Annotated in this window: 19 protein-coding genes, 7 pseudogenes and 1 other annotated feature; of the genes and pseudogenes, 4 read left to right on the top strand and 22 right to left on the bottom strand. The window is 40.7% G+C overall.

Annotation, left to right across the window (positions count from 1 at the left end):
* Positions 1 to 522: 522 nt before the first annotated feature.
* Entirely contained in the window at positions 523 to 2,421 is a 1,899-nt protein-coding gene (locus tag QZ995_RS16615; protein WP_301808964.1) for an endonuclease MutS2, read from the top strand.
* Positions 2,422 to 2,675: 254 nt separating this feature from the next.
* Here QZ995_RS16615 and QZ995_RS16620 read toward each other — a convergent pair whose 3' ends face one another.
* The 4 genes from QZ995_RS16620 to QZ995_RS16635 all read right to left on the bottom strand — a co-directional run bounded on the left by QZ995_RS16620 (position 2,676) and on the right by QZ995_RS16635 (position 6,317).
* Positions 2,676 to 4,211: an FAD-dependent oxidoreductase gene (locus QZ995_RS16620; RefSeq protein WP_301808965.1), complete on the bottom strand. Its 1,536-nt coding sequence runs from the start codon at positions 4,209 to 4,211 to the stop codon at positions 2,676 to 2,678.
* 95 nt (positions 4,212 to 4,306) lie between these two features.
* On the bottom strand, positions 4,307 to 4,480 hold the full coding sequence (locus QZ995_RS16625; RefSeq protein ID WP_301808997.1) for a hypothetical protein: 174 nt from the start codon (positions 4,478 to 4,480) through the stop codon (positions 4,307 to 4,309).
* A gap of 420 nt (positions 4,481 to 4,900) precedes the next feature.
* Complete coding sequence (locus QZ995_RS16630; RefSeq protein ID WP_301808967.1) at positions 4,901 to 5,278, bottom strand: Replication termination protein; 378 nt, start codon at positions 5,276 to 5,278, stop codon at positions 4,901 to 4,903.
* A gap of 364 nt (positions 5,279 to 5,642) precedes the next feature.
* Positions 5,643 to 6,317: a DUF1232 domain-containing protein gene (locus tag QZ995_RS16635; protein ID WP_301808969.1), complete on the bottom strand. Its 675-nt coding sequence runs from the start codon at positions 6,315 to 6,317 to the stop codon at positions 5,643 to 5,645.
* Between the two features lie 198 nt (positions 6,318 to 6,515).
* On the opposite strand from QZ995_RS16635, the gene QZ995_RS16640 reads away from it, so the two are divergent.
* Positions 6,516 to 7,112, top strand: a complete 597-nt coding sequence (locus QZ995_RS16640) for a hypothetical protein (protein WP_301808971.1) — start codon at positions 6,516 to 6,518, stop codon at positions 7,110 to 7,112.
* Positions 7,113 to 7,398: 286 nt separating this feature from the next.
* On the opposite strand, the pseudogene QZ995_RS16645 reads toward QZ995_RS16640, so the two are convergent.
* The 10 genes and pseudogenes from QZ995_RS16645 to QZ995_RS23960 form a co-directional block, all read right to left on the bottom strand.
* Positions 7,399 to 7,593 (bottom strand): annotated as a pseudogene (locus QZ995_RS16645) (glycerophosphodiester phosphodiesterase family protein); the annotation flags it as partial.
* A pseudogene (locus QZ995_RS16650) lies at positions 7,583 to 7,687 on the bottom strand (D-lactate dehydrogenase VanH-E); the annotation flags it as partial. The pseudogenes QZ995_RS16650 and QZ995_RS16645, both read right to left, overlap by 11 nt.
* A gap of 99 nt (positions 7,688 to 7,786) precedes the next feature.
* Entirely contained in the window at positions 7,787 to 8,407 is a 621-nt protein-coding gene (vanZ-F, locus tag QZ995_RS16655) for a glycopeptide resistance protein VanZ-F (RefSeq protein ID WP_301808972.1), read from the bottom strand.
* A gap of 61 nt (positions 8,408 to 8,468) precedes the next feature.
* Complete coding sequence (gene vanY, locus QZ995_RS16660; RefSeq protein ID WP_301808974.1) at positions 8,469 to 9,353, bottom strand: VanY-A/VanY-F/VanY-M family D-Ala-D-Ala carboxypeptidase; 885 nt, start codon at positions 9,351 to 9,353, stop codon at positions 8,469 to 8,471.
* 20 nt (positions 9,354 to 9,373) lie between these two features.
* Positions 9,374 to 9,725 (bottom strand): annotated as a pseudogene (locus tag QZ995_RS16665) (D-alanine--(R)-lactate ligase VanF); the annotation flags it as partial.
* Positions 9,718 to 9,951, bottom strand: a pseudogene (locus tag QZ995_RS16670) (D-lactate dehydrogenase VanH-E); the annotation flags it as partial. The pseudogenes QZ995_RS16670 and QZ995_RS16665, both read right to left, overlap by 8 nt.
* 199 nt (positions 9,952 to 10,150) lie before the next feature.
* Positions 10,151 to 11,305 (bottom strand): vancomycin resistance histidine kinase VanS, encoded by a 1,155-nt coding sequence (gene vanS / locus QZ995_RS16675; RefSeq protein ID WP_301808994.1) that lies wholly within the window; start codon positions 11,303 to 11,305, stop codon positions 10,151 to 10,153.
* A complete protein-coding gene (vanR-A, locus tag QZ995_RS16680; protein WP_301808975.1) occupies positions 11,295 to 11,990 on the bottom strand; it encodes a vancomycin resistance response regulator transcription factor VanR-A in 696 nt (231 codons plus the stop codon). The genes vanS and vanR-A overlap by 11 nt, the downstream gene beginning before the upstream one ends.
* A gap of 146 nt (positions 11,991 to 12,136) precedes the next feature.
* Positions 12,137 to 12,343: a GNAT family N-acetyltransferase gene (locus tag QZ995_RS16685; RefSeq protein ID WP_366919707.1), complete on the bottom strand. Its 207-nt coding sequence runs from the start codon at positions 12,341 to 12,343 to the stop codon at positions 12,137 to 12,139.
* A 276-nt stretch (positions 12,344 to 12,619) separates the two neighbouring features.
* A pseudogene (locus QZ995_RS23960) lies at positions 12,620 to 12,792 on the bottom strand (recombinase family protein); the annotation flags it as partial.
* A 720-nt stretch (positions 12,793 to 13,512) separates the two neighbouring features.
* On the opposite strand from QZ995_RS23960, the pseudogene QZ995_RS16695 reads away from it, so the two are divergent.
* Positions 13,513 to 14,051, top strand: a pseudogene (locus tag QZ995_RS16695) (Tn3 family transposase).
* Positions 14,052 to 14,433: 382 nt separating this feature from the next.
* Here QZ995_RS16695 and QZ995_RS16700 read toward each other — a convergent pair.
* Genes QZ995_RS16700 through QZ995_RS16720 form a run of 5 tightly spaced genes read right to left on the bottom strand, consistent with a single transcriptional unit; the run spans position 14,434 to position 18,729 of the window.
* Positions 14,434 to 15,132: a stalk domain-containing protein gene (locus tag QZ995_RS16700; RefSeq protein ID WP_301808977.1), complete on the bottom strand. Its 699-nt coding sequence runs from the start codon at positions 15,130 to 15,132 to the stop codon at positions 14,434 to 14,436.
* 28 nt (positions 15,133 to 15,160) lie between these two features.
* A complete protein-coding gene (locus QZ995_RS16705) occupies positions 15,161 to 16,324 on the bottom strand; it encodes a TolB family protein (protein WP_301808978.1) in 1,164 nt (387 codons plus the stop codon).
* Positions 16,245 to 16,538 carry a hypothetical protein gene (locus tag QZ995_RS16710; RefSeq protein ID WP_301808980.1) on the bottom strand — a complete coding sequence of 98 codons (294 nt, stop codon included), beginning with the start codon at positions 16,536 to 16,538 and terminating at the stop codon, positions 16,245 to 16,247. Before QZ995_RS16710 ends, QZ995_RS16705 begins: the two co-directional genes overlap by 80 nt.
* Positions 16,531 to 18,042, bottom strand: coding sequence for a sensor histidine kinase (locus QZ995_RS16715; RefSeq protein ID WP_301808982.1), 1,512 nt, complete (start codon positions 18,040 to 18,042; stop codon positions 16,531 to 16,533). Before QZ995_RS16715 ends, QZ995_RS16710 begins: the two co-directional genes overlap by 8 nt.
* Positions 18,043 to 18,729, bottom strand: coding sequence for a response regulator transcription factor (locus tag QZ995_RS16720; protein WP_301808983.1), 687 nt, complete (start codon positions 18,727 to 18,729; stop codon positions 18,043 to 18,045).
* 257 nt (positions 18,730 to 18,986) lie between these two features.
* Between QZ995_RS16720 and QZ995_RS23965 the strand changes: the two are divergent.
* A pseudogene (locus QZ995_RS23965) lies at positions 18,987 to 19,110 on the top strand (Tn3 family transposase); the annotation flags it as partial.
* 1,695 nt (positions 19,111 to 20,805) lie between these two features.
* Here QZ995_RS23965 and brnQ read toward each other — a convergent pair.
* The 3 genes from brnQ to QZ995_RS16740 form a co-directional block, all read right to left on the bottom strand.
* Positions 20,806 to 22,185 carry a branched-chain amino acid transport system II carrier protein gene (gene brnQ, locus QZ995_RS16730; protein WP_301808985.1) on the bottom strand — a complete coding sequence of 460 codons (1,380 nt, stop codon included), beginning with the start codon at positions 22,183 to 22,185 and terminating at the stop codon, positions 20,806 to 20,808.
* A 379-nt stretch (positions 22,186 to 22,564) separates the two neighbouring features.
* Positions 22,565 to 22,817: a binding site (T-box leader), on the bottom strand.
* Between the two features lie 108 nt (positions 22,818 to 22,925).
* Complete coding sequence (locus tag QZ995_RS16735) at positions 22,926 to 24,710, bottom strand: ABC transporter ATP-binding protein (RefSeq protein WP_301808987.1); 1,785 nt, start codon at positions 24,708 to 24,710, stop codon at positions 22,926 to 22,928.
* A complete protein-coding gene (locus QZ995_RS16740) occupies positions 24,701 to 26,503 on the bottom strand; it encodes an ABC transporter ATP-binding protein (RefSeq protein WP_301808988.1) in 1,803 nt (600 codons plus the stop codon). The genes QZ995_RS16735 and QZ995_RS16740 overlap by 10 nt, the downstream gene beginning before the upstream one ends.
* Between the last annotated feature and the right edge of the window lie 267 nt (positions 26,504 to 26,770).

A 26,770-nucleotide genomic window follows, 5' to 3' on the forward strand; every position in this document is an offset into this window, starting at 1 on the left:
ATTCTTGGAAATGTAAAAAAGTTACAGATAAATACATGTTTAAAATTACCAAATAAAAGACTGGTGAAGATCCTTTTTTCTGATCAAATCCAAAATATGCTAGTTACATCATTTACTGTTTCAAAGAAATAAGGTATAATGACTCTAATTATTTAGATTTCATTGAGTGAACAAATATATGTGAGAGGTGCTTTTTTTGAGTCTGGTCGTATCTTCTAAATAGGAAAATTTTATTCAAAATAAATCATTGACATAGGCGTATCCCTTATTTTGGGTACCCTTATTTTCTCATTGATTTATTTATGTATACCTATGAAGATACCTACCCATACTTGTAGAAAAGCGTGTAATTCCATCTCTATTCTCATTTTAGTTCAAGCGATAATGGATGATGGCTTTACAGTGCTCCTATGAATGTATGCAAAGCTGCGGTGTCGCCGCGGCTTTTTTATGTTTTGCCTCATTGAAATCTAAAAATAGGTATCTTCATAGCGATTCCATATCATTGTGAGGAGAATAGAAATGAATCAAAATACATTTGATAAATTACAGTTCAAGGAGTTAAAAGAACTCGTGAAATCATATTGCGTCAGTGATTTAGGTAAGGAAATGCTTGAGAAGCAACAACCAAGCACCCAGCTAAATGTGGTTAGACATCGCCTTACGGAAACAACTGAGGCTCGGAAAATATTAGATACAGACAGCCATTTGCCCTTGTTAGGTACCTCTATGATTGCACATATGATTGATAAATTGGAAAAGGGAATCATTCTTGAGCCTTCAGAACTGGTTGGTTTTGCAGACTTTTTGCGTGGATGCAGGAAAGTAAAAACATTTATGCGAGACAAAGAATTTTTAGCTCCACTGCTTTGTTCGTATGCACATTCAATAACAGAATTCTCTGCTATTGAAGATACAATTCATTTTTCGATTAAAGGTACTCACGTAGATTCGCAGGCTAGCAAGGAGTTAAAGCGGATTAGAAATCACCTGAAGGCTACAGAAGAAAAAATAGAAGAAAGACTGACGAAGTTTCTAAAAAGCAGTGCAAATAAAGAGTATATCCAAGATTATTTCATCAGTAAAAAAGATGACAGATATACGATTCCTATCAAGGCTTCCTATAAAAATCACGTTGCAGGTGTCATTGTGGAGGTATCCTCCAAAGGTTCGACTGTCTTTATTGAGCCTGCCGCGATCTCTAAGTTAAGCATGGAACTAGCCACACTCAAAGCGGATGAAGCAATCGAGGAGTATCAAATTCTTGCAACTCTATCTGGCATGATTGTCGAAGAAATACATGCTATCAAGATAAATATTGATGCAATTAGTCAATATGACATGATTTTTGCAAAAGGAAAATATAGTAAAAGCATTGATGGTATAGCACCTAGGCTTAATGAGCATGGTTATTTAAAATTGGTGGAATGCACCCACCCTCTATTACCTGGTGATACCGTCCCCTTAAACTTTGAGATTGGGAAAAATTATAGAAGCTTAGTAATCACAGGTCCTAATGCTGGTGGTAAAACAATTGTACTCAAAACCATCGGCATCGTAGCATTGGCCACGATGTGCGGATTTCATAGCAGAGCAGATCAATCTACGGAGGTTGCGATTTTTGATCAGATTTTTGTTGATATTGGCGATAATCAAAGTATAGAAAACGCTTTGAGTACGTTTTCCTCCCATGTCAAAAACATTTCTGAAATCATGCGAGCTGCTACGAATAATACGCTTTTACTGTTTGATGAAATCGGTAGCGGTACGGAACCTACTGAAGGCTCTGCACTTGCGATCGCTATTTTAGAAGAGTTTTACCACATGGGGTGCATTACTGTCTCAACTACCCATTACGGAGAAATAAAACGCTATTCCGAGATTCATCCTGATTTCATGAATGCTGCTATGCAATTTAATAATGAGACATTATCTCCTATGTATAAACTAATAATTGGACAGTCCGGGGAAAGTAATGCCTTATGGATTTCGAAAAAAATGAACTTGCATGAAAATGTTCTCCAACGGGCGGCAGATTATATGAGAAATAAAGAATATAATTTGAACCCCATACGTGAAAATAAAAAGCGAAAAGCCAAAGAGATAGCGAGCCAACAAGCAGACACGTATGAATATGAGGTTGGGGATAAAGTTAAATTATGGGAATATGATGATTTTGGAATCGTATACAAGAAAAAGGATCATTCCAATAATCTTACTGTGTTGTATAAAGGAGATTTCATCGAGGTCAATTGCAAACGGGTTAGTCTGGAGCTGACTGCAATCGAATTATATCCAAAGGGGTATGATGTAAATACGTTATTTACTAGTTATCAATCCCGCAAATTACAGAGAGATTTAGAGAGAGGCTCCAAAAAAGCATATAAACAGATTCAAAAAGAGATTCGAGACCGTAAATAAACATGAGAAAAGACCTCACGAGGTGCCCGCATCTCCTGAGGTCTTTCTCTATAAGAATTCTCTGTCTCCGCTTTCCCTTAAGCTATCGGTATCAGGGGGGTTGTTACAGCCTCTTAGCCGATCTCATATCGGAAGAAAATAATTCGGTGATCAGTTAACACAATCCCTTGTAAGCCTAATACCGCAAAAAAGAGAAAATTCAATTCTTTTATGTGAAGGCATTGACTTATTCATTGCCCTCTTTTCTAAGAGACTTATTGTAATCTTTTTAATGGAAGCTCTGCTGGACCTTCTATAATTTCGCCCGCATGTGAAAATCTTGAGCCGTGGCAAGGACAATCCCAGGTCCGGTCCCCATGATTCCACTCTGTTTCACACCCTAGATGTGTACATGTCGTATCTACGACGAATAATTCACCCTTTTCATCCTTATAAGCACCCGCACGTTCTCCATTATATAGAACAACACCGCCTTCCCCATTCGCTAATTCTTCTATTTTCAGATCGGGGACTTCAAGTTTCCCACTGATTAAATGCTTAGCGACATCAAGATTTACTGCAAAGAATTCCTTCAAACTAGGATTTATATAAAACCGTGAAGGACGATATAAATCAAGATAAGGGTTGTCTCTTTTTAACACAATATCTCGAAGAAGCAGTGCTGCGGCAGTGCTATTTGTCATTCCCCATTTTCGGTAGCCAGTTGCCACTAGAATATTGTGATGACTCGCAGTAATCTCTCCGATATATGGAACCTTATCTAAGGTAACGAGATCCTGAGCTGACCAGCGATAGCGGATTTCCTTTACATCAAATACTTCATGAGCAAATGCTTCTAAGGCTTTGTAATGTTCAAGAGTGTCCTTTCCTTGCCCGGTTTTATGACTTTCTCCTCCGATCAGCACAAGATTTTCTCCATTCATCGTTACGGACCTTAGGGATCGTGTTGGCTGATCTGCGCTAATATACATGCCACCTGGAAACTCATTTTTCGTTTTAATGGCAATTACGTATGATCTTTGTGCGTGCAATCTTGTAAAATAAAAACCCATACCGTCGTAAAAAGGAAAATGGGAACACGAAAGAACATAATTTGCTGTAACTCGTGGACCTTCGCGGGTAATTACAGTTGGCTGATCGCCTTCTTCGAGATCGATGGCCATCGAATTTTCAAAAATGAGGCCTCCATTTTCAACAATCAATTGCACAAGCTTGTCTAGATAGGCTAAAGGATGGAATTGTGCTTGATTTTTCATCGATAACGCATTATGAATGTCAATATCAAAGGGGATGTCATTGACGAGCTCTCCAGGAATACGAAGCTGTTGATAGGCCCTATACTCTTGCTCCAGCTTACGGGCATACTCTTTGGTGGTAGCATAAATATAGGCATCCTGCTGACTAAAATCACAGTTGATGTGATGCTCCGAAACAGCCTGCTTTATAAATTGGAGTGCTTCTGAATTGGCTTCATAATACAGTCTTGCTTTTGTTTGTCCCATATGACTGATTAATTCATCATAAATCAAATTGTGTTGGGCTGTAATTTTAGCTGTTGTATGCCCAGTAGTTCCATTTACTAAAGTATCAGCTTCTAGCAATGCTACCTTCAAGCCTTCTTTTACGAGAAGATAGGCAGCTGTGATTCCAGTTATTCCCCCACCAATAATAACGACATCTACCTTTAGGTCTTCTTGCAATGCCGGAAATGTCGGCAGTTGAACGAAATCTTTCCAATATGGCTCGGGAAAGCGTGGCAGGTCTTCCCTTCCTATGTCATTACGTGTCATCAGTTATCCTCCGTTTTTTAATTCTTGTTGAAAACAGTTGTTTCCAAAAACGAAGGGTTCTTATACCATGTATAAGTATCTGGTTGAAATTTTTTTCACGTTTTGAATCTCTGGAAATGAAATAAAAGAATAACAGCATGTTTCGTCATATTGGAGAAGAACCAGTCTTGCTCCGTAAGAATTAGGGGATCATCCTTTGTTATCACAACAGTATGCTCATATTGAGTGGAGAATTTACCATCAACAGTACGAACTGTCCAATCCATCATGCATCCATCCAGTATCTATGTTTTAGTTTGTATTTTCATGATTACTGATATAAGAGCTTGCTGTCCCAACGAGGGTTTCAAAGAAGAGCTTGCCAGCAATCTCCAGCAAACTACTTTTATGATTATAGTAGTGATCCCACGACCGAGGCCAGCTTTTTCACAACAACTCTCATTTCCATATGCCGTCCCTTTTCCAAATAGACCTTTACCCCTTGATGACGGATTTGAAAAATACGTTCTCTTCAGGTCAATTCATTTAGTTCCTTTGTTCGTGGCGACACGATATTCGCTACTTTTCAGACATTCACGAATGTTGATCTAAAAAATTGCAAGCATTGTTAATGTTTACGCATAAAAAGCAAGAAAAGCCCTAATTTCTAAGTAAGAAATCGGGCTATCCGTAACGAGCTCATGATGCTATTAATAATTATCTGCAACTGCTTTTCGCAATATTTTGATACATCTGTCTAAATCCGCTTTTACGTTTGCCTTATAACGCATCGCTGTTTCATATCCGCCGTCCGAAACAAAATGATAATAAACAACTTCCTTATGTTTCGAATTCATATTGGGCTGAAGCTTTTTTACACGATATAAAATTCCATCCTCTACAAGATCATCAAGAGAACGATAAATCTCCGCGTGATTAGGTCGATAACCAAGATTTTTGAAGTCATGCTGTAAAATATCAAGCATTTGTAGGGCATATCCTTTTTTCTTTTCCACCATAGTAATCAAATATAGCTTAAGAAAAGCCCTTTGTTTCATTAAAAACCCAGTGCTTTCTCGTTCTGACATAGTGGAATGTCACCTTCTTTCTATTTTGTACTATGTACTAATTGTACATAAAAGGAAAAAATATACAATGGTTTCTTTTTCTTTTCCCCTTTCAGCAAAAGGAATAAGTATTTTCGTTTAAAGGGATAAGCTGTGAGCTAAAAGGGGAAAAGGAAATATTACAAACCACCATTTTTTTAATTTTATATGTACAATTAGTACATAGTGTAATTTGTTCTTGATGCTATTAGCCATCAGGTTCTATCTATTTCATTTATATGTACCTTCTATTTTCTACTCATCATATAGCAAACATTTGTTCCTGATCAAGAAAACTTTTACGTTTATATCTGAACAAGCCCCTTGTTATTAATTACTGAAAAGTTTATTCCCTTTCCTCATTCCTCTTCTTCTCTTCTAGTATCCCTAGCTTTTGCAATGTCAGTTGAACTGCAATCGCATCATCCAGATATCCAATGGGAAAGACATAATCAGGAATGATATCAACTGACAAAATAAAATATAGCAGCGCACTGCCAATTACAGCCTTCTCTAATGGTTGAATCTCATCATGACAAAATCGCGCATACATTTCTTTTAATTGATCAATAAACGGTCCTTCTCCGTTCACATTCTCCACTTTCTCTTGAAACTCTTCTTTAATGATTCTGCTTCCTTCATTCGTTTGTGCATGCTTTTCATATTTTTCTAATTCTTGTTGTACCTGCTTCGTCGTATATTTCCAGTCGAATAGACCTGATGATTCAAGAACCTTTTGAATGTGATCAATGGAGGTATGAATATCGGATGGTAGAGACTCATTAGAGATTGTTAAAGGATACCCAGCCGCTACATATAAACGCTCCATTGATACATCAAGACACTTACTGATTTGCTCTAAATGCCTTGGGCGAGCGGCTTGTTTCCCATTAATAATTCGGGAAATGGTTGCAACATTGATTCTAGACTGCTTGCTTAATTTGCGCATGGACATTGACCGTTCCTGAAGCAATTTTTTAATGAGAATTCCTAATTCCGTCTCTTTTGACTGGTTTCCCATTCCCCATCCTCCCCCATTTACATTTATGAATGCAAACCTGTTTAGATAAAGTAAACATTGGGCACAGGCAATACGCACATTTTCTAAACGTTTTCGTAACATACAAGTAAGAAAAAGCTTTTTCATGAAATAGATAACTTTCACGTAGGAAAAGTAATTAACTCAACTAAGTTCATTATAAAAAAGGAGTGTATTCCAATGAATGCATTGTTATTAGTTGGTCTTCTTTCGTCATCTAGTCTGGATCAATTAGGTGCTACTTTAGTTCATAGCTTACGAGAGCTTCATAATTCGAACGCAACTGCGATCTGGATCCCTCTGATATACTTTCTTTTTGGCCTAGGCAGCATTTATTTTGGTCACTGGATTTCCCTTCTTGTAGTTGGCTTCTTCGCAAGTGTGATTGTTAGTCAAATTATTTTATTAGCGATCGATCGAAAAAATGTGATCATTCTTGAAAACATTTTTTCGAAACAGTTCACACACATGCTTAGCACTGCTGAATGCTCCTATTGTCATAAACCTGCTCCACTAAAAATAGGAGAAGCAACGATTCTGCTACTTGCTTTTTCGATTCATACCTTATCAAACAAAGTGCGTGCTTTTTTTCATAAACTCCCTGTAATTACGATTAGTTTCACAGCATCTCTTTCCAACTTTTTCACTTTGTGGATGAGTCTAGCCTATGGAGAAAAAGTAAGAAAGATCAAAATTTGCTCCTTGCCTCTTGGTAAATTTGGGACCCTCATCAGCGGTACAATCGTCATTTTATGTGTGCTTGAAATGTTTCTGTAATTAAGATGCCTGTTCCTTTCATCACCCCAACGTAAATAGACCGGCTTCCCCTATAAATCAAGGAAACGGTCTATTGCAAAACAAATGCATATATAAATGGGATTGCTGTAAATGCAAAAATCAAAAAATATCAGGAGTGGAAGAGGTCTTTTGAAAGATACTGTAAATAACAGTTACCTTATAGAACGGTCTGTACAAGATTCAACAACAGCCATAGAAAAGGCAAAAAGGCCCTCATGACGAGGGTCCTTTTTTTGTTAGTTAAATGACTGGGCGGCGTATCCTGCATCTCTTTTAACCCAGAGGGCGCATGGATTCCTTCATTTTTATCATCACTTTTAATATGAATAAGAAAAGAACGATCTGGAAAATGATATAAGTACTTCATCAAGTGTTGGCATAAGATTAATCCCTTTACCACGAAACGGGAATGTTTTCCCCCATCAGCTGTATAACCGTAACCATTATCAAGTGCTTGTAATGGCAGGTATGACGCTAAAGCGTAGCGAAAGTTCATTGAACACTTCAGCCTCGTCCCTCTCACATCCATAAATGGTAATGCCGATATTTTTCATACTATCAACATCTCTCTTGTCAAATAATTTTTGTTCCCTCAGGCAACTGATAACCTAACCCCTTTCCTTGTTATATATACAGACAATCATAATGTTCATTTAGATAATTTTTCGAAATAAAATTGGATAATGAAGTAATATCATACCTATAAACGAGCAAACTAAATAAAAAACAGCCTCGTATTTGACTACTAGAGAGGATTTAATATCAGGTTTTATTTCACCTCTTTTATGTACCATTACAAATAAAGCACTATACATTAAATACCCAATAATCGCTCCTAGGGTGTTCATAAGTAAATCATCAATATCTGTAATCCTATGATTTAGCAATTGACTTAGCTCAATAGCCAATGAAAAAAATAATCCAGTATATGCAACATTTTTAATTGATCTAAACTGCGGCCAAATAGTTGGTAATAAAAAGCCTAACGGCATAAATAAAATAATGTTCAAAATATACGTAGTACTGCCTTCAGAAGCAAAAGGGAGTAAGTTGATTTCACTTATACGAATTAATGTTTCATATCTTCCTATTACCCATATATTCCCTATCCCCGTCACCATATACACTAGCGCAAGGTAGAAAAGAAAAACATACACCCATAGAAAATGCTTAATAGATAAATTTTTTTGCGCCTTTACTAAAAATCCAATTTGAAACACAATACAAAAAATAATAGTACAAAAATAAGTATACAAAACTGTAAGTGTAAGCATATAGAATACGTCTCCTAACTTTGCATTTAAATCCTATGACTTTATCATTTTAGAACCTAATTCAAGAAAATGTGGTCACAATCACTCCATCAATATTATTACCAGATATTTCATACTGTTCATTCGCTGGTACTTCAACTTCAATTGTCTCGTTTTGAGGAATGGGATAATATGAAATTGTATATTTTTTCCCAGCAACACTAACAGAAATGCTCTTTTCTTCTTTTAAATAATCCAAATATTCTTCCAAAGCTAAATTCATTTCCTGCATAATCGCACTGTGAGGCAAGCCGGCATAGCGAATATGCCAAGGTTCATATTGAATTCCTGTAACATCCGTTTTATCCAATGGATAGCGTAATATAAAGCCGTACCTCCAGGAATTTCCTTCTATCCACTCTCCTTCAGGTGCTTCTTCCATCTTCATTTGAGTAGACCCTACATCAAGCGCTAATCCTAAATTGTGTTCGCTATGACCAGCTGGCAAAGCATAGTCAGCCCCCATCTCCTCGTACAGTCTGTTTTGCTCATCAATGTCTCGATAACCACTGCTAATTAAGAAATTACTAACCCCATCCTCTTCAGCCGCAGCTATCATTTCAGAAAATTTTTCAGCTATTTCTTCTGATAATTTAATTTCGTTATCAAGTAACCCATATCCCTTTGTCAATTCTTTGTGCGTAAATAAATTTATGACATCCGATTTTATACTCTTTTGTTGAACAGGATATTTACTGTTGATTAAGAGCAGATTTCCTTGATAAATCTGTTCTTTTGTAATCGTTTTTGTTTGGGTACTTTCAGAAGTCCCTCTTTTATCTAAATGATCTTTGTGATTTTGATCATATTTTTGAATTTCTACTTTATCCTGAAAAAACGGTGCTTTATTAATGAAGGCAAAACCAAAGCACAATAAAAATAACAATAAAAAACCCCACTTCTTCATTTTCAGTTTCCTCCTTTCTCGACGCCGGACAATTCAAATAAACCTTGTATGGCGCCGTCTTCACCCGATTTGCCGTGCAAAACCGAAAATGCCGCATCTATACGCTGTATTTGATATCCCTTATCCCGCATGACAAGCAGCCCGTGCATTCTTTTGTCCAGAGAAAGGCACTGCCAAACGGCAGTTTTCGTTGTCCCAATCCATGCATGGTTTTTCGCACATTTTCCAAACGCCGGATCGGGTTATTCCAATGTATATTGGCTCATATTTTTCTGTGTTAATGTTGTTGGCAATCTCTTTAGCTGATTTTACCGACACATCATGTTCCTCTGAGCAGCCCCCAAACAGGATGGCTATTTTTAATCTATACAAGTGTCTCTCTCCTCTCAAATTCCAGGCAGTTCTTGATTGTATTTTCAACGGCATCACGCAACGCCTGTTCGGTATAGTAAGCCGCATGCGGCTTGATTATCACGTTCGGCACCCTTTGAAGTTTCAGTAAAAATTGATTATCAATTCGTTTTTGTGTGTAATCAAAGTAGAAAATCCCTTCCTCTCCCTCCAATACATCCAATGCTTCGCCGCCCAGTTTTCCGTTTTACCTATGTGAACCACCGGCCTTGTATTTTAATCCACGCATAACTTGTCATATCCTTCTCTGGCGAAACGAAAAAAGCTCGTTCTTACGGTTTTAGTCTACCGCGCAAGAACGAGCCGTTTTTTAATATTAAATTGTTAATTTCCTAAGAAAAAGTAAAGATAACCTTAAGATTTTCCTAAGAAACGATATTCATTTCTTAGGAACTCCTTTTATCAACCGAGTCTGGCAAGGCCGGAAGCTCTACTGTAAACGTCGTGTAGTTATCATTGCTTTCCGCGTAAATCTGCCCGCCATGCTGAACAATGATTTCTTTTGCAATCGCCAATCCAAGTCCCGCGCCGCCCGTATCGGAAGAACGGGCATCGTCCAGCCTGTAAAACTTTTCAAATATGGAAGCGAGCTTATCCTTGGGTATGCTTCCGGCGTTCTTGAAAACGATGGACACCACATCCCCGGAGAGGCCCGCCGTAATGTCAATGACGCTGTTGTCCTCGCTGTATGCAGCGGCGTTTTTCAAAATGTTGTTAAAGACCCTCGCCAGCTTATCGGGGTCGCCGGTTACGGTCAAATCCTCGGAAGCATGGATAACCGCCTGTTTTCCATTCGCGGCAAGCTGCGGATAAAATTCATCGGTCATCTGCACCAGCATATAGTATAGGTCTATGTGCTTTTTCGTGAGCGTAATCGTTTGGAGGTTATACCGCGTAATCTCAAAAAACTCATCGATTAGCTGTTCGAGGCGATACGCTTTGTCCAACGTGATATGCACATACTTTGCTTTTTGCTCTACCGGCATGTCTGGCGCCTCGTCAAGCAGGCTCAGATAACCGATAACGGATGTAAGGGGCGTTTTAATATCGTGCGCCAAGTACATAACAACGTCATTTTTTCTTTGTTCTGCCAGCTTTGCATCCTGCTCTCGCATTTCCAGAGTCCGTTTTAATGTGTTGAGCTTCTGTTCCATGAACTCCATTTCCGCAGAAAGCTCAATTTGTTTATCTTCGTTCTGAATAAGTATATCAATGCCGGTATTTATCTCATCAAAGTATTTTGCAAATTTTGAAAGCATGACGCGGCATAGAATAAGAATACTAATGGCAATCGCCACATAAATAAAGATTTCTGTATTGTTCCGTATAGTATACTGATATATTATCATCGCGTCCTGACGCTCTAAGTGATAACTGTTTTCCAAAAAACGTACGATCCACTCCCCAAGTGTCCCCTTGATAAATAAACGCAAAAACAACACGAACACAACTGCTGCCATAACAATCACAACGATATACTGGTAGAGTTTTCGTTTCAGTTTGGAATAATCGGTTTTTTTATTCTTATTTTTATTTTTCAATTTTATAGCCAACCCCCCATACCGTTTTTATATATTTCGGATTATCAATGGTGTCGTTCATTTTTTCGCGCAGATGCCGGATATGCACGGTGATGGTGTTGTTGCTCTTGCTGAAATATTCGTCGCCCCATATCTCATGAAATAACTGCTCGGAGCTAACCACATTCCCCTTGTTTTCACAGAGGATGCGCAGGATTGAAAACTCGGTGGGAGTGAGGGATAACTGCTTCTCGTTCAGAAAACACTCATGCGTGTTTATATTAATGACAAGACCGGAGTGAACGATAACATTTTCGTTCTGCTCCGTTACTCCATTGTATTTTTTGTATCGGCGCAACTGAGCCTTGACCCGCGCAATTAACTCCAGCGGGCGAAAGGGCTTCGTTATATAATCGTCCGCGCCGATTGTTAGCCCTGTAATTTTATCTATCTCCGTATCTTTCGCGGTCAGCATGATAATTGGATAGGTGTGCTTGTCCCTTATTTTTTGGCAGATAGCGAGGCCGCTTGCGCCGGGAAGCATGATGTCCAATATGGCAAGGTCAAGATCGGTCTTGTCTATACATTCCAACGCTTCTTTGGCGGTATAGTATTTGAAAACCGTATAATTCTCGTTTTTCAAGTATAGTTCAACCAAATCGGCAATTTCATGTTCATCGTCCACAACAAGTATTTTATCGCTCATAGTTATCAACTCTCCTGTATGGATTTGCTTTTCTCAACCGGAATCTTTTCCGAATATGAATATATAGTATTTATAATCACTGGAATCCGCTTATCCACGTAGGATATCCGCTGATTTCCATAAATGTGATTCTGATTCTTGTAGTGTTAATTTGCTGAGTCATAATATTTACCGTTAACCAGTCTACAATTTCTTAGTCTTCCTTCTAGCTTCATTCCCAACTTCTCACCTAAACGCATCATACGCTGATTCCCTGAACCTGTTGTGAAACCTACTCTTACTAAAGGCAAAGATAAATGGTCTATCCAAGCTTTAAAAAAGGTTGTTCCATATCCACCGTTCCAATAAATCATAGTTATATATAGCAATCCCAGCTTCTAACCAATTCGAAGCCTGACGCTCCCAATAATACGATACTATACAATACTAATCAATTTATCATTAACAAATAACCCCAAACGGTTATCTTGTTGTACAAAAGACAATTTCTTTTCTTCAAGAAAAACATCGTATGTTAAAAGGGGAGTCACAGGGTTGCTGCTCTAGTCCGTCACATCTTTTACATAAAAGGAATTTAACTGATCAGCTATGGGGTTTCTAGGGTTCGTTTCTGGATAGATCGGTATAAAGAGAATTTGTGAAATGCCAGTTCCTTCTATAAGATCCTTTAGTGATTTTAAATTTGCTTTTTTACTACGTATGTAATCGATTAATTCAAACAGGTCTTGTGTACTTCGAGTAATTCGATTTAGATCTGTAACATAAATGATGTCACCTTCCTTATGTCCTCCAACATTTTTTGAGTGTTCGCGATCCTTTAATAGAGTACACCCTATTGATACATGATTGATTACTTTTCAGCATCCATCCGAATCCAATAAAACGATATTGGGTTGGTTAAAGGAACCACCGGGTCATCCTTCACCCGAAACATTTCTAAAAGTAATAGAACAACTCGAATACATACGAGGAATCGAATGAAACGGTCATTTGCATCGCAATCGCCTGCTATGGCTACTCACTTAGGTTGAGCCTTAAGCATTCCGCGACTTTCAAGAAAGCAAACGATATTCGATATTAACCGTCTATTTATTACATCTTATCCAGAAGGTAACGGATAAGGCATTTGAAATTCATGACAGACAAATACTCAGTCTGCTATCAAAAGGCCTTAAGGCTCAAGAAGAAATTCAGAAACAAAACGGTAAAAAGCTAAATGCGAAGGTTATACACTTTACAAACATCGGACAAGCTTTAATCAAAGCAAAAGAGGAAAAATTAGACGTTTTTAAGGTTTTAGAATCCGTTATTGAATGGAATTCTTTTGTCTCTTCGGTGGAAGAAGCACGTCCTGCCGACTATGATTATTTAGACTTACTGCAAAAACGATTTTATTCACTTAGAAAATATACGCCAACGCTATTAAGGGTATTGGGATTTCATTCTACAAAGGCAAATGAACCATTTTTACAAGCTGTAGAGATTATCCGAGGAATGAACGAATCTGAAAAGCAAAGAGTACCTGACAACTCACCCCGGGCTTACATATAAGCAATTAGCCAATGTGTCTCAATGGCGCATGTATGAAGATGCAATGAATAAAGCCCAAGCCGTATTAGTGAATTTTCACACAAATTACAATTACCTTTCTATTGGGACGACCGTACAACATCTTCGTCAGATGGTATGAGAATGCAGCCAGGTGTTTCATCACTACATGCAGATGCAAACCCACATTACGGAACTGGAAAAGGAGCCACCATCTATCGATTTACAAGTGATCAATTCTCTTCTTACTTCACAAAGATTATTCATACTAATTCAAGGGATGCAATTCATGTTTTCGATGGTTTATTGGATCATGAAAAAGATCTAAACGTAGAAGAGCATTATAGAGACACTGCTGTTTACACACACCAGATTTTCGGATTGACCCATTTATTGAGATTTAAATTTGCTCCAAGAATAAGAGATTTATCCGATTCAAAATTATTTACAATAGATAAAGCAAGTAAGTATCCAAAACTAGAAGCCATTTTACGTGGACAAATAGATACATAAGTCAGTATCAAAAGCTACCAACCCGGGTTATTATTCATCGGCTGACAGAAGAACAGATTCAAAAGCGACGGAGGGTTCAAGCTATTAAAGAAAAAAAGAAAGGAATTGTGTACTCGAAGAGAAGTAAACGATTAAGTGCTACCCAATCGAGCATTAACGGGTACGGTAGCTTAATGTTATTAGAAAAAATAATACAAATATTTACCTCCCAATTTACGGTAAAGCTAGGGTTAATACGTGAATTAGGAGGGAATATATATCGCTAAAACAAAAAAAGCTGACTTTGGACCATATATCGTTTCCGATTTAAGCAAATTAAAACAAAAAAGAACCCCAAATCAGGAATTCCTTTTCGTTTGAAAAACTGTACTTATGCTATTCCTCACTTCAGTTCAGCTACACTAACAGCGACCTGTTCGATCTGGCTACTGCTCAGGGAACCGTCAGGGGAACTGATCGTCACCGTCCGGTCGTCCAGTTTGAAACCCAGCAGCGGAGTATTGGAAGGTGTATACCACTTCGCGCTGACGCCGTTGGACAGCTTGACCTCCTTGAATTTATAGCCGGTGGAATAATCCCGTGGCGACACATTAACGGTCATATGCTTAAAAATCAAATTGACTCCATCGCCCGAAGCTGCCGCTTTAACGTAGCTGTCATTTTTGGCCATTTGCTTTGGAGCATAGGCCGTCTCAAAGGATTCGAAATTGGCGTAAGCCTCTTTGATCGCCTTTATCTGTGCTTCATTGTAATTGATCGTTGTCCATTCACCTGCAGGGTGGCTATCGCCGGTCTGCTTCGTTTCCAGCCGAATCTGCTGGCTGGCGGCATCGAACCCGACATTGATTCCAGTCATGTTGGAAATGGCCTGCACAGGCAAATACGTCGTATTTTGATAGGTGATCGGCACCAGCTTTTTGCCATTACTGTCTGTTAATGATTGAACGGTTCCGTTTACTTTAAAGATAATGCCGTGATTAAGATAAGCGTTGATCTTCTCCAGCTTGCTTCCAGCATACACACCGGCGGCTCCCGATAAAGTCATTCCCAATACAATGGCGGACAAAAGTGTTTTTTTCACAACGAATCTCTCCTTTTTCTGAACAAATTCATTTTTTGAAATCGACAATATGTGTTACGATAAGCTTCTCTTTGTCATCCACGGTGATAGCCAGCCTGGAGCCAGAAGGGTTCCAGCTTAGCGGATATGCCGGGTAATACGATAACCCTAGCGGCGATACCTTACCGGAGACAGTATCAAAAATATAGATACCATTCATGCCGCCCTTATCCTCGGTATAAACCGCGAAGGCCAGCTTGGAGGAATCGGGGGACCAAGATTGATGGGACAGCAAATCACCTTTACCGATCAGCAAACCTTGCACATTACCGCCCGTATCGTAGATGAGCAGGCGCGATTCTTCTTGCCCGCCGCTTCCTGCCGTAGAGACGGCAATCCGCTGACTATCGGGAGACAGGCTCAAGGTGGAGACATCCGCCGCAAGCAGGGTTGGCCGAGATTGTGTAGGAGTGAAGCTTTTCAGGCGGCTTTTGGCATCTTTGTAATAAATCTTCCCGTTACCCGCGGCAAATTCGGTGAAGCTCTCTATTTCGGAATCCTTCAGCTCGATCTTTTCCCGGGTACCGTCCACGGATATGTTCCATATCTCGCCTCGATCCTTCATCGAGCCGGCTGCGAGAATATAGGAGTCATTATTGAGCCAACCTCCTACTTCCATATAATTGTCGACCGTGACTTCACGCTGCTCCCCTGTAGCCATATTTTTGATCGCATTCACGGCCTCATATTTATTCTTCCAGGTCTGAATGAAGCTGTATTTCCCATCAGGTGATAGGAATGATTTGATGATCTCTCCCTGACCCGCTCCTGCCTGTTCCTTGATGCTAAGCCGCTTTCCTGTCTGCAGATCAAAACGGAACCGGCGGTAGCTATATTGCCCTTCCTTCGTAGCGGTGGCCTGCTTCTCCAACGTGGTTACCTGGATATCCAGTTCATGGTCTGACAGCCATTTCTCGATATTTGCGCCATCAATCCGGTGTATGCGCTGAACGGCAATTCCCTGCTCAGCAGGTGGTTTGCTCTCTTTGACTACTGTCAGTTCACGTTTTCCTCCTCCCTCTCCTGCGCTGGTTTGGTCTGTTGTAACCGACGTGCTGCTCTTCTGCTCTGCATTACATCCGAATAAGATGCCGGCTGACAGCAAGGTCGCGGCAAGCAGTCCGGCGATGTTTTTCCCTTTGTTGATCGTCATCGGGGTCCTCCTGCTCAAAAATGTTATTCAGACCCAGGTCGCTTGAACCAGTTGTTGTCTCCTTCCGATTCAACACGATGCAAGCTTCCCCATGGTTCTTTAGTATAAAGAGACAATATTGCGAAAACATATCTGCCTTGTAACGAACATGTAAACAATTCAGGAAGCCGGAATCGGCTGAATCATGGCATAAAGCCCGGATGATCTCATTCATTCCGGGCTTCGCCTTTGTCTTTGGTGTATATAGGAAGTTCAACCTTGAAACGTGACCCGTCCGATCCTGTCTCGGCAAGCTCTACCGTTCCCCCTTGCTTCTCGGCCAGATTGCGAACCAGGGCTAACCCAAGTCCTGTTCCGCCGCTGGCTCTTGACCGGTCTCTACTAACCGTATAAAACGGATCGAAAATGCGGGATACGGCTTCCTCCGGAATACCGATTCCTGTATCGGCAACCTCGATGATCATCCGGTGTGCTTCGTCTGCTGATGCTACAGTGTAGTTAAGCAGGTGAACTTGTCCGCCTGGTCGGTTATATTTTACCGCATTGTCCAGTAAATTTAGAATTATGTGCATCACGTTCTCAGGATCGGCCCACACCTCACCTGCAGCAAGCGAAGTATGGATCGTAACCCTGCAGCTGTCCGCCTTTCCTTGCAGCCGGGCCACAGCTTCCTCCAGCAATAGCTGCAGAGGAACTGCCTTCGCATGTGTCTCAAACTCGTAAACATCCATCGCTGACAGCTGAAGCGCCTTCTCCACAAGACTGTACAGCCTCTGTGCCTCCACATGGATGCGTCTTCCGGCATCATCCAACAGGGCAGGATCATCGCTGTACATATTCAATAGGTCGGCGTACGCGATAATCGAGGTTAACGGCGTCTTCAGCTCATGGCTGATATTGCCGATGAACTGCTTTTGCTGCTGCTCCAGTTCTCGCAGTCGACCCACCGTTTCAAGCAGCTTCTGCTTTTCCTCATGCAGAGCACCGACAGACGTGGAGATGCTTCTGCTCATTTCATAGATTCCTTGTGCTAGCTCACCCAGCTCATCCTTTCTGACTACCGAAGGGGCCGATAAATAATCTCCTTGCCCAATTTGCGATGCCGCCCTGTTCAGCAGGTCAATGACATTGACCTGCCGCCGGACATACACGTAACCGATCAGGAATCCTACACCCAGCACGGTGGCTCCGGCAAGAAGAAACAACCGGCGAATACGGACGTAAAAAGCTTTTTGTTCGGTGAGCAAAGCATGAAACTGCACCGTGCCCAGACGCTGTTCGGCATTGTACAGGGGAGCGAGAAACAACAGCTGACCCCCTTCGGTAATGTACGCCGACTCCCCTTGGGCTGTAAATTTCAGAGCATCCTGCACATCGGCCTCGGGCTGAAATGGCAGCGAGGTGCCGGCAATGGAGCCATCCACCGTATACAACGTCACCGCCATACCGCTTTGTGCGCCCAAATCCACGGCCAGCCGTTGGCCCGACTGCATCATAAACTGGTCCGGCGGCATCCTGCCTTCGGTCAGATATTCCTCCCGCACGCGCAGATTGGTAGCTTCTACCTGCCGGGTAAAAGACTGCTCCAGCATGGTTCGCTGGTTCTCCCGGATGCCGCTCAGCACCAGCACACTCAGGCAGGTTACGACAAAAACGAGCAGCAGGGCGAGTAATAAAGACATTTTCCCCTTTAGGCCCAGCCGAAATTTTCCGTTCATCTAGGGTGACCTCGTGCTTTTATAACCGATTCCGTACACGGTCTGAATGAGCCCGTGGTGGATGCCCAGCTTTTTGCGCAGACGCTGCACATGGATGTCCACGGTGCGGGTGCCGCCTGCAAAATCCATATCCCACACCTTCTCCAGCAACACTTCTCGTGAATAGACCCGCCCCGGATTGCGCATCAGTAAGACCAGCAGATCAAATTCCTTAGGCGTTAAATCCAGCAGTTCTCCTTGTATAGACACCGTGCGGCTGAACATCTCTGCGGTCAAATCTCCCAGTCTCAGCACATCCTGCTGGTCCTGCTGCATTTGTTGTACACAACCTCCCCGGCGTGATAGAGCCTTGACTCTGGCCAGCAACTCCCGCATATCAAAGGGCTTGGTCATGTAATCGTCAGCGCCCAGCTCCAGGCCCAGCACTTTATCGACAATATCATCCTTGACAGTCAACAACAGAATCGCTGGCCGCGGCTGTCCATCCAACTTGCGGCATACATCATAACCGGTTACACGAGGCATCATGACATCGAGCACCATAACCGTAGGCCGGAACGCCTCCACCTTGTCCAGCGCCTCCTGGCCGTGCGCAGCCATCTCCACCTCATACCTTTCCCTACGCAGCGCATAAGCTACAGCCGCCCTGATGCTGCTCTCGTCATCCACCACAAGTATTTTTATCATGAACATCTCCTCGCATGCTTTGTACCATGTATTATACCAAACAAGAAGAAACGGTTGCACGGTCCTTATTCTAACATTTGGATCTTTGTAATGATTAAATTTTATAGAAACACTTAGATTTCTCAGGATACATTGCGCCGGGTCTGCGCGACCTTTCTGATTCCAAGCTGTATACCATCGGAAAGCCCAGCGATTTTCCGAAACTGGAGAAGCTGCTGCGCGGACAGATCAATGCAAACATCATTTAGGAGAACTGCGATGATGTATTGCGGCTTGCGCATTTCATCCGGGAAGGAACGGTTTTGGCATCGCTGATTATGGGGAAACTCGAATCTTATGCTCGCCAGAACAGTTTAGCAACCGCACCTCCGGGAAATGGGATGAATCGAGAAAACCATCTTCATCCTGGATTACATTTCAGGTCACCCGCTGATCTGAAAAGATTACGGACTCTTAAACAGCTTTTAACTGAAGAATAGGTGCTAACAATCAAAAGTGAGGTGACTGGATCATGCTCAACTGCGAAAAAGTAAAATGGATGATCCAACGCAAAAAGCGATAGGGGATTAATTGGTATGGGAATTACCGGTATCGAGAGTGCACAAAAACCAAAGCCAGAAACACTTTATTTTCGTGTTTTGACTGGCTTTTTGTAAGGATGTTAAGAATTTGTCTACTACTTATTTATCAAAGGTAAGAGCCTTTTTAAATGGAGAAATTGCGTTAAATTAACATCATCAGGCTACTAATTTATTTTCTCGGAACACCTTAACGTACAGAAGTCGAGTTTTTTTATTGCATTCAAATTCTTAGCGAGGGTTTTATGTCATTTGGTTGGCGGTACCCCAGACAAAGCAAAACATCGATTAACTTAACAAAACGTGTAAGATGCATAGTTGAATTTCCGATATTACAATAATGCACAATAGTTCGATAGGTAGGAGGAAATGCACTTGAAGGAATTTTTTGAACCACGTATTTCCGATTAACAGTGCATGTAAGTGGCTAAATACCGGAGAACCCCGGAACACCTCCACGTTTTCAAGGATAAACATCTAGAGGCCTTGCACAAATTGCATCACAATACCTGTGAGATTCATACCGACGGCAACGAGAGTAACACAGTTCATCCACTAGATATTCTGGTCTTCGATACGGCATACATATCGTTTCACACATGGTGCCATCTTCATGAGGCGGACTTACACGCATACATTCAGTCATACATTCGCGAAAGCTAGGATAACGAAATTCAACCAATTGACCATTCACTTTCTTGAATTGCTTAGACTTAGATTTTTTCTTTTTCAAGTGATCTCACCTCCGTATCACGATCTATGATAGTGTATTAACAGAAATTCCCTTTGACTGGGCGAGTGTGTTCTCATGTACCGAAAATGGACGTAAAAAACAGCGTTCAGGAAGATCACCAGCGTGGGATCCGAGCTATGCTGTGAGAAAGATCCCTTTGGTCGCTGCGTTATGTATCCCTGCATTGTGTAACGTTGATGGACTGTTCAGGAGGCGCCCGTACCTGTAAACGAAAATAACCGTGTTCAAGGGTCCTTCAGGCATTCCTCACGTTTACCCGTGAAGCCTTCACCGCCGCCAATCAAGGAAGCAAAGGCCCGCACAGTCAGATCGCGTCAACGACAGCACGCCTCTTCCGTCCAAGGATACCTGTTCTAATTCCATCGCTGAGGGATAGATGACTCTGTCTTTTGTATCCCACCAAACACAGCGAAAACCGGCTCGCCCAATGTGAGCAAAGCCGGATCACACAATCAAAGACACAACATCTGTAAATTCCGAGCGTCAATTGGCCCTCGCTTTATCGAACTCCTTCAGACCGTACCCCCCTTGGGGGCTGCAGAATATGCACAGGTGCCTACCTACCAATTTGTTGTTTGAAAAGTGACTTGAAAGGTGCCTTTTGCGACAGTAATGGGGAACACGATTCCAAGGCGCAGAAAAAAATTACAGGTCGTAAATGCGCCGTAAAAGTCTTAACGTGTGTTTTTCACGTTTTGCTGTCTGTATTCATATAGAGCGATTTATTCACAACACCTTATCTATTTACTGTCCTTCCTCTATTTGTGAAAAGGAAGTATGGGATTCATTCTCTTTTTTCCCTGGCTGTAACTGATTTTCTTTTCCTTTCTCCCATAAAAAACCAATGCATGCTCCAACTAAGGCTGGCAGTACCCATCCTATTCCTTGCTCATACAGCGGAAGGTAACGATATACGTCTGTAATGTACGAAACATCCACGATTTTACTTTGCTGTAAGGCGTCTACTAAACTAATCATAGCCGTTCCCAGCAAACTCATTTTATAAACTGACTTATATCCTTTAAAAAGGGAATGTCCAAAGGATAAAACGATTAACACAATTGTTAATGGATAGATCACTAGCAGAATGGGTACTGAAAAAACAATAATTTGATTAAGTCCCAAATTAGCAATAATCATACTCGTAAAACACACGATTCCCGTCCACACCGCATAAGAAAAGCGTGGCATAAGCTTTGCGAAATACTGTCCGCAGGAGGTTATCAGGCCAACCGAAGTTGTGATACAAGCAAGAGTAAATACTGTTCCTAGTAAGATCGTTCCATATTGTCCAAATAAATTGGTGGAAACAGCCGTCAAAATCTCTCCTCCATTTTGATAAGAAGGCAATAAGCTTTGGCTAACCGCTCCTAGATATCCCAGCATAAGGTAGATCAGAGCTAATAGGAATCCGGCAAATACTCCTGTTCTCATCGTAAGACGGGCAATATGTTTTTTATTAGAGATATTTTTTCTCTCAAAGGCTGCAACAATTACTCCTCCAAATAGTAATGCAGCTAATGTATCCATTGTCATATAACCTTCCATAAAGCCTTTGAAGGTAGCGGACTGTTGGTATGCTCCAACTGGTTTCCCAAAATCACCAATCGGATAAAACTGGCTTTGTATAAAAATAATTGTAATCATGCTAAGTAAAATAGGCGTTAAAATTTTTCCAATACGCGCAAACATCTTGGAAGGATTGAGACAGAGCCAAAAATTAACGGTAAAATAAATAATCGTATACACTGTTAATGTCAAAGAATTAGCACGTAAAAAATCAGGTAAAAAGGGAACAACACCCATTTCAAATGCAACGTTACCTGCACGAGGTATGACTAAAAAGGGCCCCAAGCATAAGTAAGTAGTCAAGGTAAATATGATAGCAAAAATAGGATGCACCCGATTCGTTAAGACATCTAAACCCCCACTTTTCGCAATCGCAGTTACCCCTAAGATAGGTAAACCAACAGCGGTAATGAGAAAGCCAAGCATAGCCTGCCATACATTTTCTCCTGCCGAAAAACCAAGCCCAGGGGGAAATACTAGATTGCCTGCTCCAAAAAATAAAGCGAATAACATAAGTCCAATATACAACTGTTCCTTCCACGATAGCTGTTTCATTTTTTCTTCTCCTTTTTATCCAAAAAAATAAAACCTCCCGCCTTATCATCGCAAAAATGATGACTGAGGCGAGAGGTTCGCGGTACCACCCAGTTTTCTCTAATTCACTCACGAGAATTAGACATTATGAAGTCATAGACTTTCATCCTATAACGTGGATCATTCGGTGTATATTACGTAAGCATTGCTGTTCACATACACTGCTCGTAGGCGACTTCGGAAAAAGATAGTGACCGTTCTCTCAGCCGTGGAACGGATTTCTGTACATCTAGAGCTTCTTCCTACTACTCCTATTCATTGCAAGTAATGAAAATATGAAATTTTACATCATTTTATAAAAAAATAAAAACCTCAGAACGAAATAACATGTATCATTTCATCCTGAGGTGTATATTTTACACGGTACCACTCAGTTTTCTTGCCTTTTCACAAAAACAAGCTCTGTGAGTCAATTATTATGACTCAGGTCTATTAACGAGACCAACCGTTACTCACTACTCGATCTTATTCAATCTTTGGCGAGTAAAGCTCAAAGGTGACATTCAATAATCAGTCTGTCACCACCCTTCCAGCCAAGGGGCAGCTCTCTAATTACACACTTGATTATCTACTATCCTTTTCAATGCTTTTCATATGTAAATTTTAACAAGCAGAAATATTGTTGCTTTTTATTAATTATAGTCAGCTTTTTTGTGCTGTCAAGCGGTAAGTTGTTATTTCTGCTATGAGAGAAAAAATGGTTAAATAGGAGATGCTGTGAGCTCATGCTCATCTGAAAGGCTTGTTTGCATCTTATACAAGGTAGAATAAAAGCCATTTTTCGAAAGAAGTTCTTGATGACTCCCGTTTTCAACCACCTTTCCTTTATCTACAACATAAATCATATCAGCTTGCTCTACTGTAGAAAGACGATGTGCGACGATCAGAGTTGTTCTATCTTTCATTAGTTCGGCTAAGGCTTTTTGCACCCAATATTCCGATCCAGAATCCAACGCTGAGGTGGCTTCATCCAATAAAAGGATAGGAGCATTTTTAACAATGGCCCGAGCAATCGCTATCCGCTGACGCTGACCACCCGACAACATGGCGCCACGCTCTCCTACACGCGTTTCATAGCCATTTGGAAGATCCATGATAAAATCATGTGCGTATGCTGCTCTAGTAGCTTCGACGACTTCTTCCTGAGTAGCATCTAGCTTTCCATAGCGAATATTTTCTTCAATTGTTCCCTCAAATAAATAAGCATCCTGTGGAACATAGGCTATCAGGCTTCTCGTCTCTTGCAGGGTATATTCTCCAATTGTTTTGCCAAACAGGCGAATGGTTCCGCTTTTAGCTGGATAGTACCCCAGTAATAATTTAATCACTGTGCTTTTCCCACTGCCACTGGCTCCTACAAGAGCAGCCGTTTCTCCCTCTCCAATCGAAAATGAAAAATCATCCAGTACTTTTGCGTCCGAATCATATTCAAAAACAATCTGATTCATTTCTAGCACCTTTTCCTTTTGATAAGGTAGCTCTTCGGATAAAAAGAGATAACGTTGGGGTTCGATTGGTTCTGAGAGAAGCTCAATAACACGAGAAGCTCCTGAAAGAGAGCTTTGCAGAATGGATAAAACCTGGCCCAGGTGAAGAAATCCTACTGTTACTAATAGTTGCTGTTGAATGATCGCTACAAGAGAACCTACCCCAATTACATCTTGCACAACCATGATAATCCCAAAAACCAGCATCCCACCAAAGCTTAAAAAATTAATGAAAAAGTTGGTTCCTTCTAACAATGCATTTTTGTGCCCTTGTTTAATTATTGAAGATGTTACTTGTTCATTCATCTCGATGTAGCGTTCGGTTACAGCTTGTTTTAAATGAAATATTTTAACAATAGGCAGCCCGGCTAAAAAATCATTCAATCTTTCCGTCAAAAATCCTTGTTGCAGCTGTGTTTTATCACTTACCTTACGCACAGATTTAGCAAACCGTGTATTAATATAAAGAGTTACTGCACTAAGGACAACCAGTACCGAAGCAAATCTCCAATCTAATAAAAACATACCCGTCAAGGAACCTAGTAAAGAAATGAGAACGATCGCAATCGTCTTGATATGTTCTGAATACGTCCGCTCCATCGTAAGTAAATCATTACTCAATCTGGACATAATATCGCCGGAATGATGCTGTTCATAGTAGCGGGATGGCAATCTCCCTGCTTGTCTAAACAAGATCAGCCTCACATCAGCCATTACCTCTTTGACAGTACGACGGTATATATAGCTAAACGTCGGGGAGAGGATACTCACTAGAAGTAGAGTCCCACTAATCATGAGTACCGCACGAATTAACAAAGCCGTATCCCTGCCGCTGCTGCTAGCAAAATCAGTTACATCCTTAAATACAAACGGTAAAATGATCACAATACAAGCTTGTATAAATCCATCCCCTAGCATACCAAAAATATATTTCTTCTTTTTAGAACCCATAAAAGATAGCAGATATACAAGTTCGTTTATCCATTTTTTTAAGAACATGAGTATACCTCCTCGTCTGCCATCCTTTTGTTTTCCCCCTCAATAAATTTCTTTTGATAAAGTCTCGCATATACTCCATTTTTCGTGAGTAACTCCGTATGTGTTCCACGCTCGACAATATGTCCCCTATCTAATACCAGCAATTCATCAGCTTCCTTAATCGTTGAGAGACGGTGAGCAACAACAAGAACCGAACGATTTCTCATCATCTGTTCGAGTGCTTCTTGCACCAGTGCTTCGGATTGGGTGTCTAACGCGGAGGTCGGTTCGTCTAACAGCAGAATTGGTGCATCTTTTAAGATAGCCCGAGCAATTGCAATGCGCTGTTTTTGTCCCCCGGATAATCGTGAACCTCTTTCTCCAACTATGGTTTCGTAGCCTTCAGGAAGTTCCATAATGAATTGATGGGCATTTGCTGCCTTTGCTGCGGCAATGATCTCATCTCTTGTAGCATCTGTTTTTCCGAACCCTATATTTTCGGCAATAGAAACGGGAAAAAGATAGCTTTCTTGAGATACCAGGGATATATACTTACGCATGTCGCTTAGGTTCCAATCCTGTAGAGTGTGTCCGAAAACAGTGATGCTGCTGACTTCCCCCTCATGTGTCGCAGGGTAAAAACCACATAATAGTTTTAAGATTGTGCTTTTTCCGCTTCCACTAGCCCCTACTAATGCAATTGTTTTGTTTTCAGATAAAGCAAAGCTAACCTCATCCAATATTTTTTCATGACCATCATAGGCAAATGATACATTGTTAAAAACAACTGGTTGTGTGTTTGCTTTTATGTCCAAGCATGGCTTATTCTCTTGTTCAATTGGCTGTTCCAGAATATCGAACATGCGTTTTGATGCCCCTGAAACCTCTTGAACTTGTGCAAATAATACAGGCATCAGAGAAAGTGGCTCGATAATATAGTTAAGCAAATAACTAAACAAGACCAAATTCCCTAAATCTAATTCTCCCGTTTGAATTAAATATCCTCCGTATGCGATAAAAAACACGATTGGCGCAGAGAAAAGCAACATACCAGGTGCAGTCATCCATGCCCGCTTCTTTTCTACCAAAATTCCTTTCTGCAAAACGATAGACATAGTAGACGAATATTTCTCAAATAACACATTTTCTAAATTAAAAGCTTTGACCATATGTATCCCTGCCAACGTATCTTGAGCTATGGAGTTAGCTTTCCCTAGGTTCTGTTGTAATTCTTCCGTATGTTTTTGCAAAGGTTTACTCAAAACACTCATAATCAAGATTGCTACGGGCAAAATGGAGATGCTTAACACAACCAATTTCCAATTAGTAGAAACCAGTAAGCAAAGTGCTCCAATAAAAATAACAGGCATATAAAAAATTTGGTAGAAATGTTGCTGCAAAAAATTCTGTAATACCGTGGCATCGTTTGTTAAGCGAGAGGTAATATCTCCAGAGTGATATTTTTCAATCGCTGAAATCGGCATCTTTTCGATATGATAAGCAACATTATTTTTTAAATCCCGGAGAGCGTTTGCGCTAAATTTAACGGCTGAAAATTTTATCAAATATTTTGAAACAAAGCCGACAAGCGTTAATCCTAAAATCAGGGTAGCAAAACTTACTAGCTTCTGATAGTCATTTGTATTTTCAACCATCGTTCTAATTAAGATTCCCATCCAAATTTCGACTGTCGCTACGATCAGAGAAGTAACGATACAGAGAAAAACCCAAAAACGATATGGTTTTACATGCGTTAATATCCACTGGAATACAGGTTTTTTTAAGGATGCTTGCGCTTGTTTTTGAAAATTCATCTGCTGCTCCTCTCGAAAAGATAGATAGTGATTTCCCCTACAAATTCAAATTCTTTATAGGGGAAATCATGAAAACGAAACTTTCATCGGTACAACATTTATTTCAGGACAAAAATCTCTTGGAGAATGCTTTCGAGTATGGAAGCATTTTTAGGAATCTGTTCACCGCTAAGCATCTTCGCATGTTCTCCATGTCCACGATAGTTTATAAATTGCTCAGATGCTTGTGCCCACATTTCCTCATTCCATCGCTTCGCCTCATAGGCT

Origin of the sequence: Brevibacillus laterosporus, from assembly GCF_030489605.1 — a bacterium.
GTDB lineage: Bacteria > Bacillota > Bacilli > Brevibacillales > Brevibacillaceae > Brevibacillus_B > Brevibacillus_B laterosporus_E.

What these genes read in the sequence shown, in the direction of transcription:
- QZ995_RS16615 (WP_301808964.1), top strand. Translation starts at nt 523, where the DNA reads ATGAATCAAAATACATTTGATAAATTACAGTTCAAGGAGTTAAAAGAA.
- QZ995_RS16620 (WP_301808965.1), bottom strand. Translation starts at nt 4,211, where the DNA reads ATGACACGTAATGACATAGGAAGGGAAGACCTGCCACGCTTTCCCGAG.
- QZ995_RS16625 (WP_301808997.1), bottom strand. Translation starts at nt 4,480, where the DNA reads ATGATGGATTGGACAGTTCGTACTGTTGATGGTAAATTCTCCACTCAA.
- QZ995_RS16630 (WP_301808967.1), bottom strand. Translation starts at nt 5,278, where the DNA reads ATGTCAGAACGAGAAAGCACTGGGTTTTTAATGAAACAAAGGGCTTTT.
- QZ995_RS16635 (WP_301808969.1), bottom strand. Translation starts at nt 6,317, where the DNA reads ATGGGAAACCAGTCAAAAGAGACGGAATTAGGAATTCTCATTAAAAAA.
- QZ995_RS16640 (WP_301808971.1), top strand. Translation starts at nt 6,516, where the DNA reads ATGAATGCATTGTTATTAGTTGGTCTTCTTTCGTCATCTAGTCTGGAT.
- vanZ-F (WP_301808972.1), bottom strand. Translation starts at nt 8,407, where the DNA reads ATGCTTACACTTACAGTTTTGTATACTTATTTTTGTACTATTATTTTT.
- vanY (WP_301808974.1), bottom strand. Translation starts at nt 9,353, where the DNA reads ATGAAGAAGTGGGGTTTTTTATTGTTATTTTTATTGTGCTTTGGTTTT.
- vanR-A (WP_301808975.1), bottom strand. Translation starts at nt 11,990, where the DNA reads ATGAGCGATAAAATACTTGTTGTGGACGATGAACATGAAATTGCCGAT.
- QZ995_RS16685 (WP_366919707.1), bottom strand. Translation starts at nt 12,343, where the DNA reads ATGATTTATTGGAACGGTGGATATGGAACAACCTTTTTTAAAGCTTGG.
- QZ995_RS16705 (WP_301808978.1), bottom strand. Translation starts at nt 16,324, where the DNA reads ATGACGATCAACAAAGGGAAAAACATCGCCGGACTGCTTGCCGCGACC.
- QZ995_RS16710 (WP_301808980.1), bottom strand. Translation starts at nt 16,538, where the DNA reads ATGAATGAGATCATCCGGGCTTTATGCCATGATTCAGCCGATTCCGGC.
- QZ995_RS16715 (WP_301808982.1), bottom strand. Translation starts at nt 18,042, where the DNA reads ATGAACGGAAAATTTCGGCTGGGCCTAAAGGGGAAAATGTCTTTATTA.
- QZ995_RS16720 (WP_301808983.1), bottom strand. Translation starts at nt 18,729, where the DNA reads ATGATAAAAATACTTGTGGTGGATGACGAGAGCAGCATCAGGGCGGCT.
- brnQ (WP_301808985.1), bottom strand. Translation starts at nt 22,185, where the DNA reads ATGAAACAGCTATCGTGGAAGGAACAGTTGTATATTGGACTTATGTTA.
- QZ995_RS16735 (WP_301808987.1), bottom strand. Translation starts at nt 24,710, where the DNA reads ATGTTCTTAAAAAAATGGATAAACGAACTTGTATATCTGCTATCTTTT.
- QZ995_RS16740 (WP_301808988.1), bottom strand. Translation starts at nt 26,503, where the DNA reads ATGAATTTTCAAAAACAAGCGCAAGCATCCTTAAAAAAACCTGTATTC.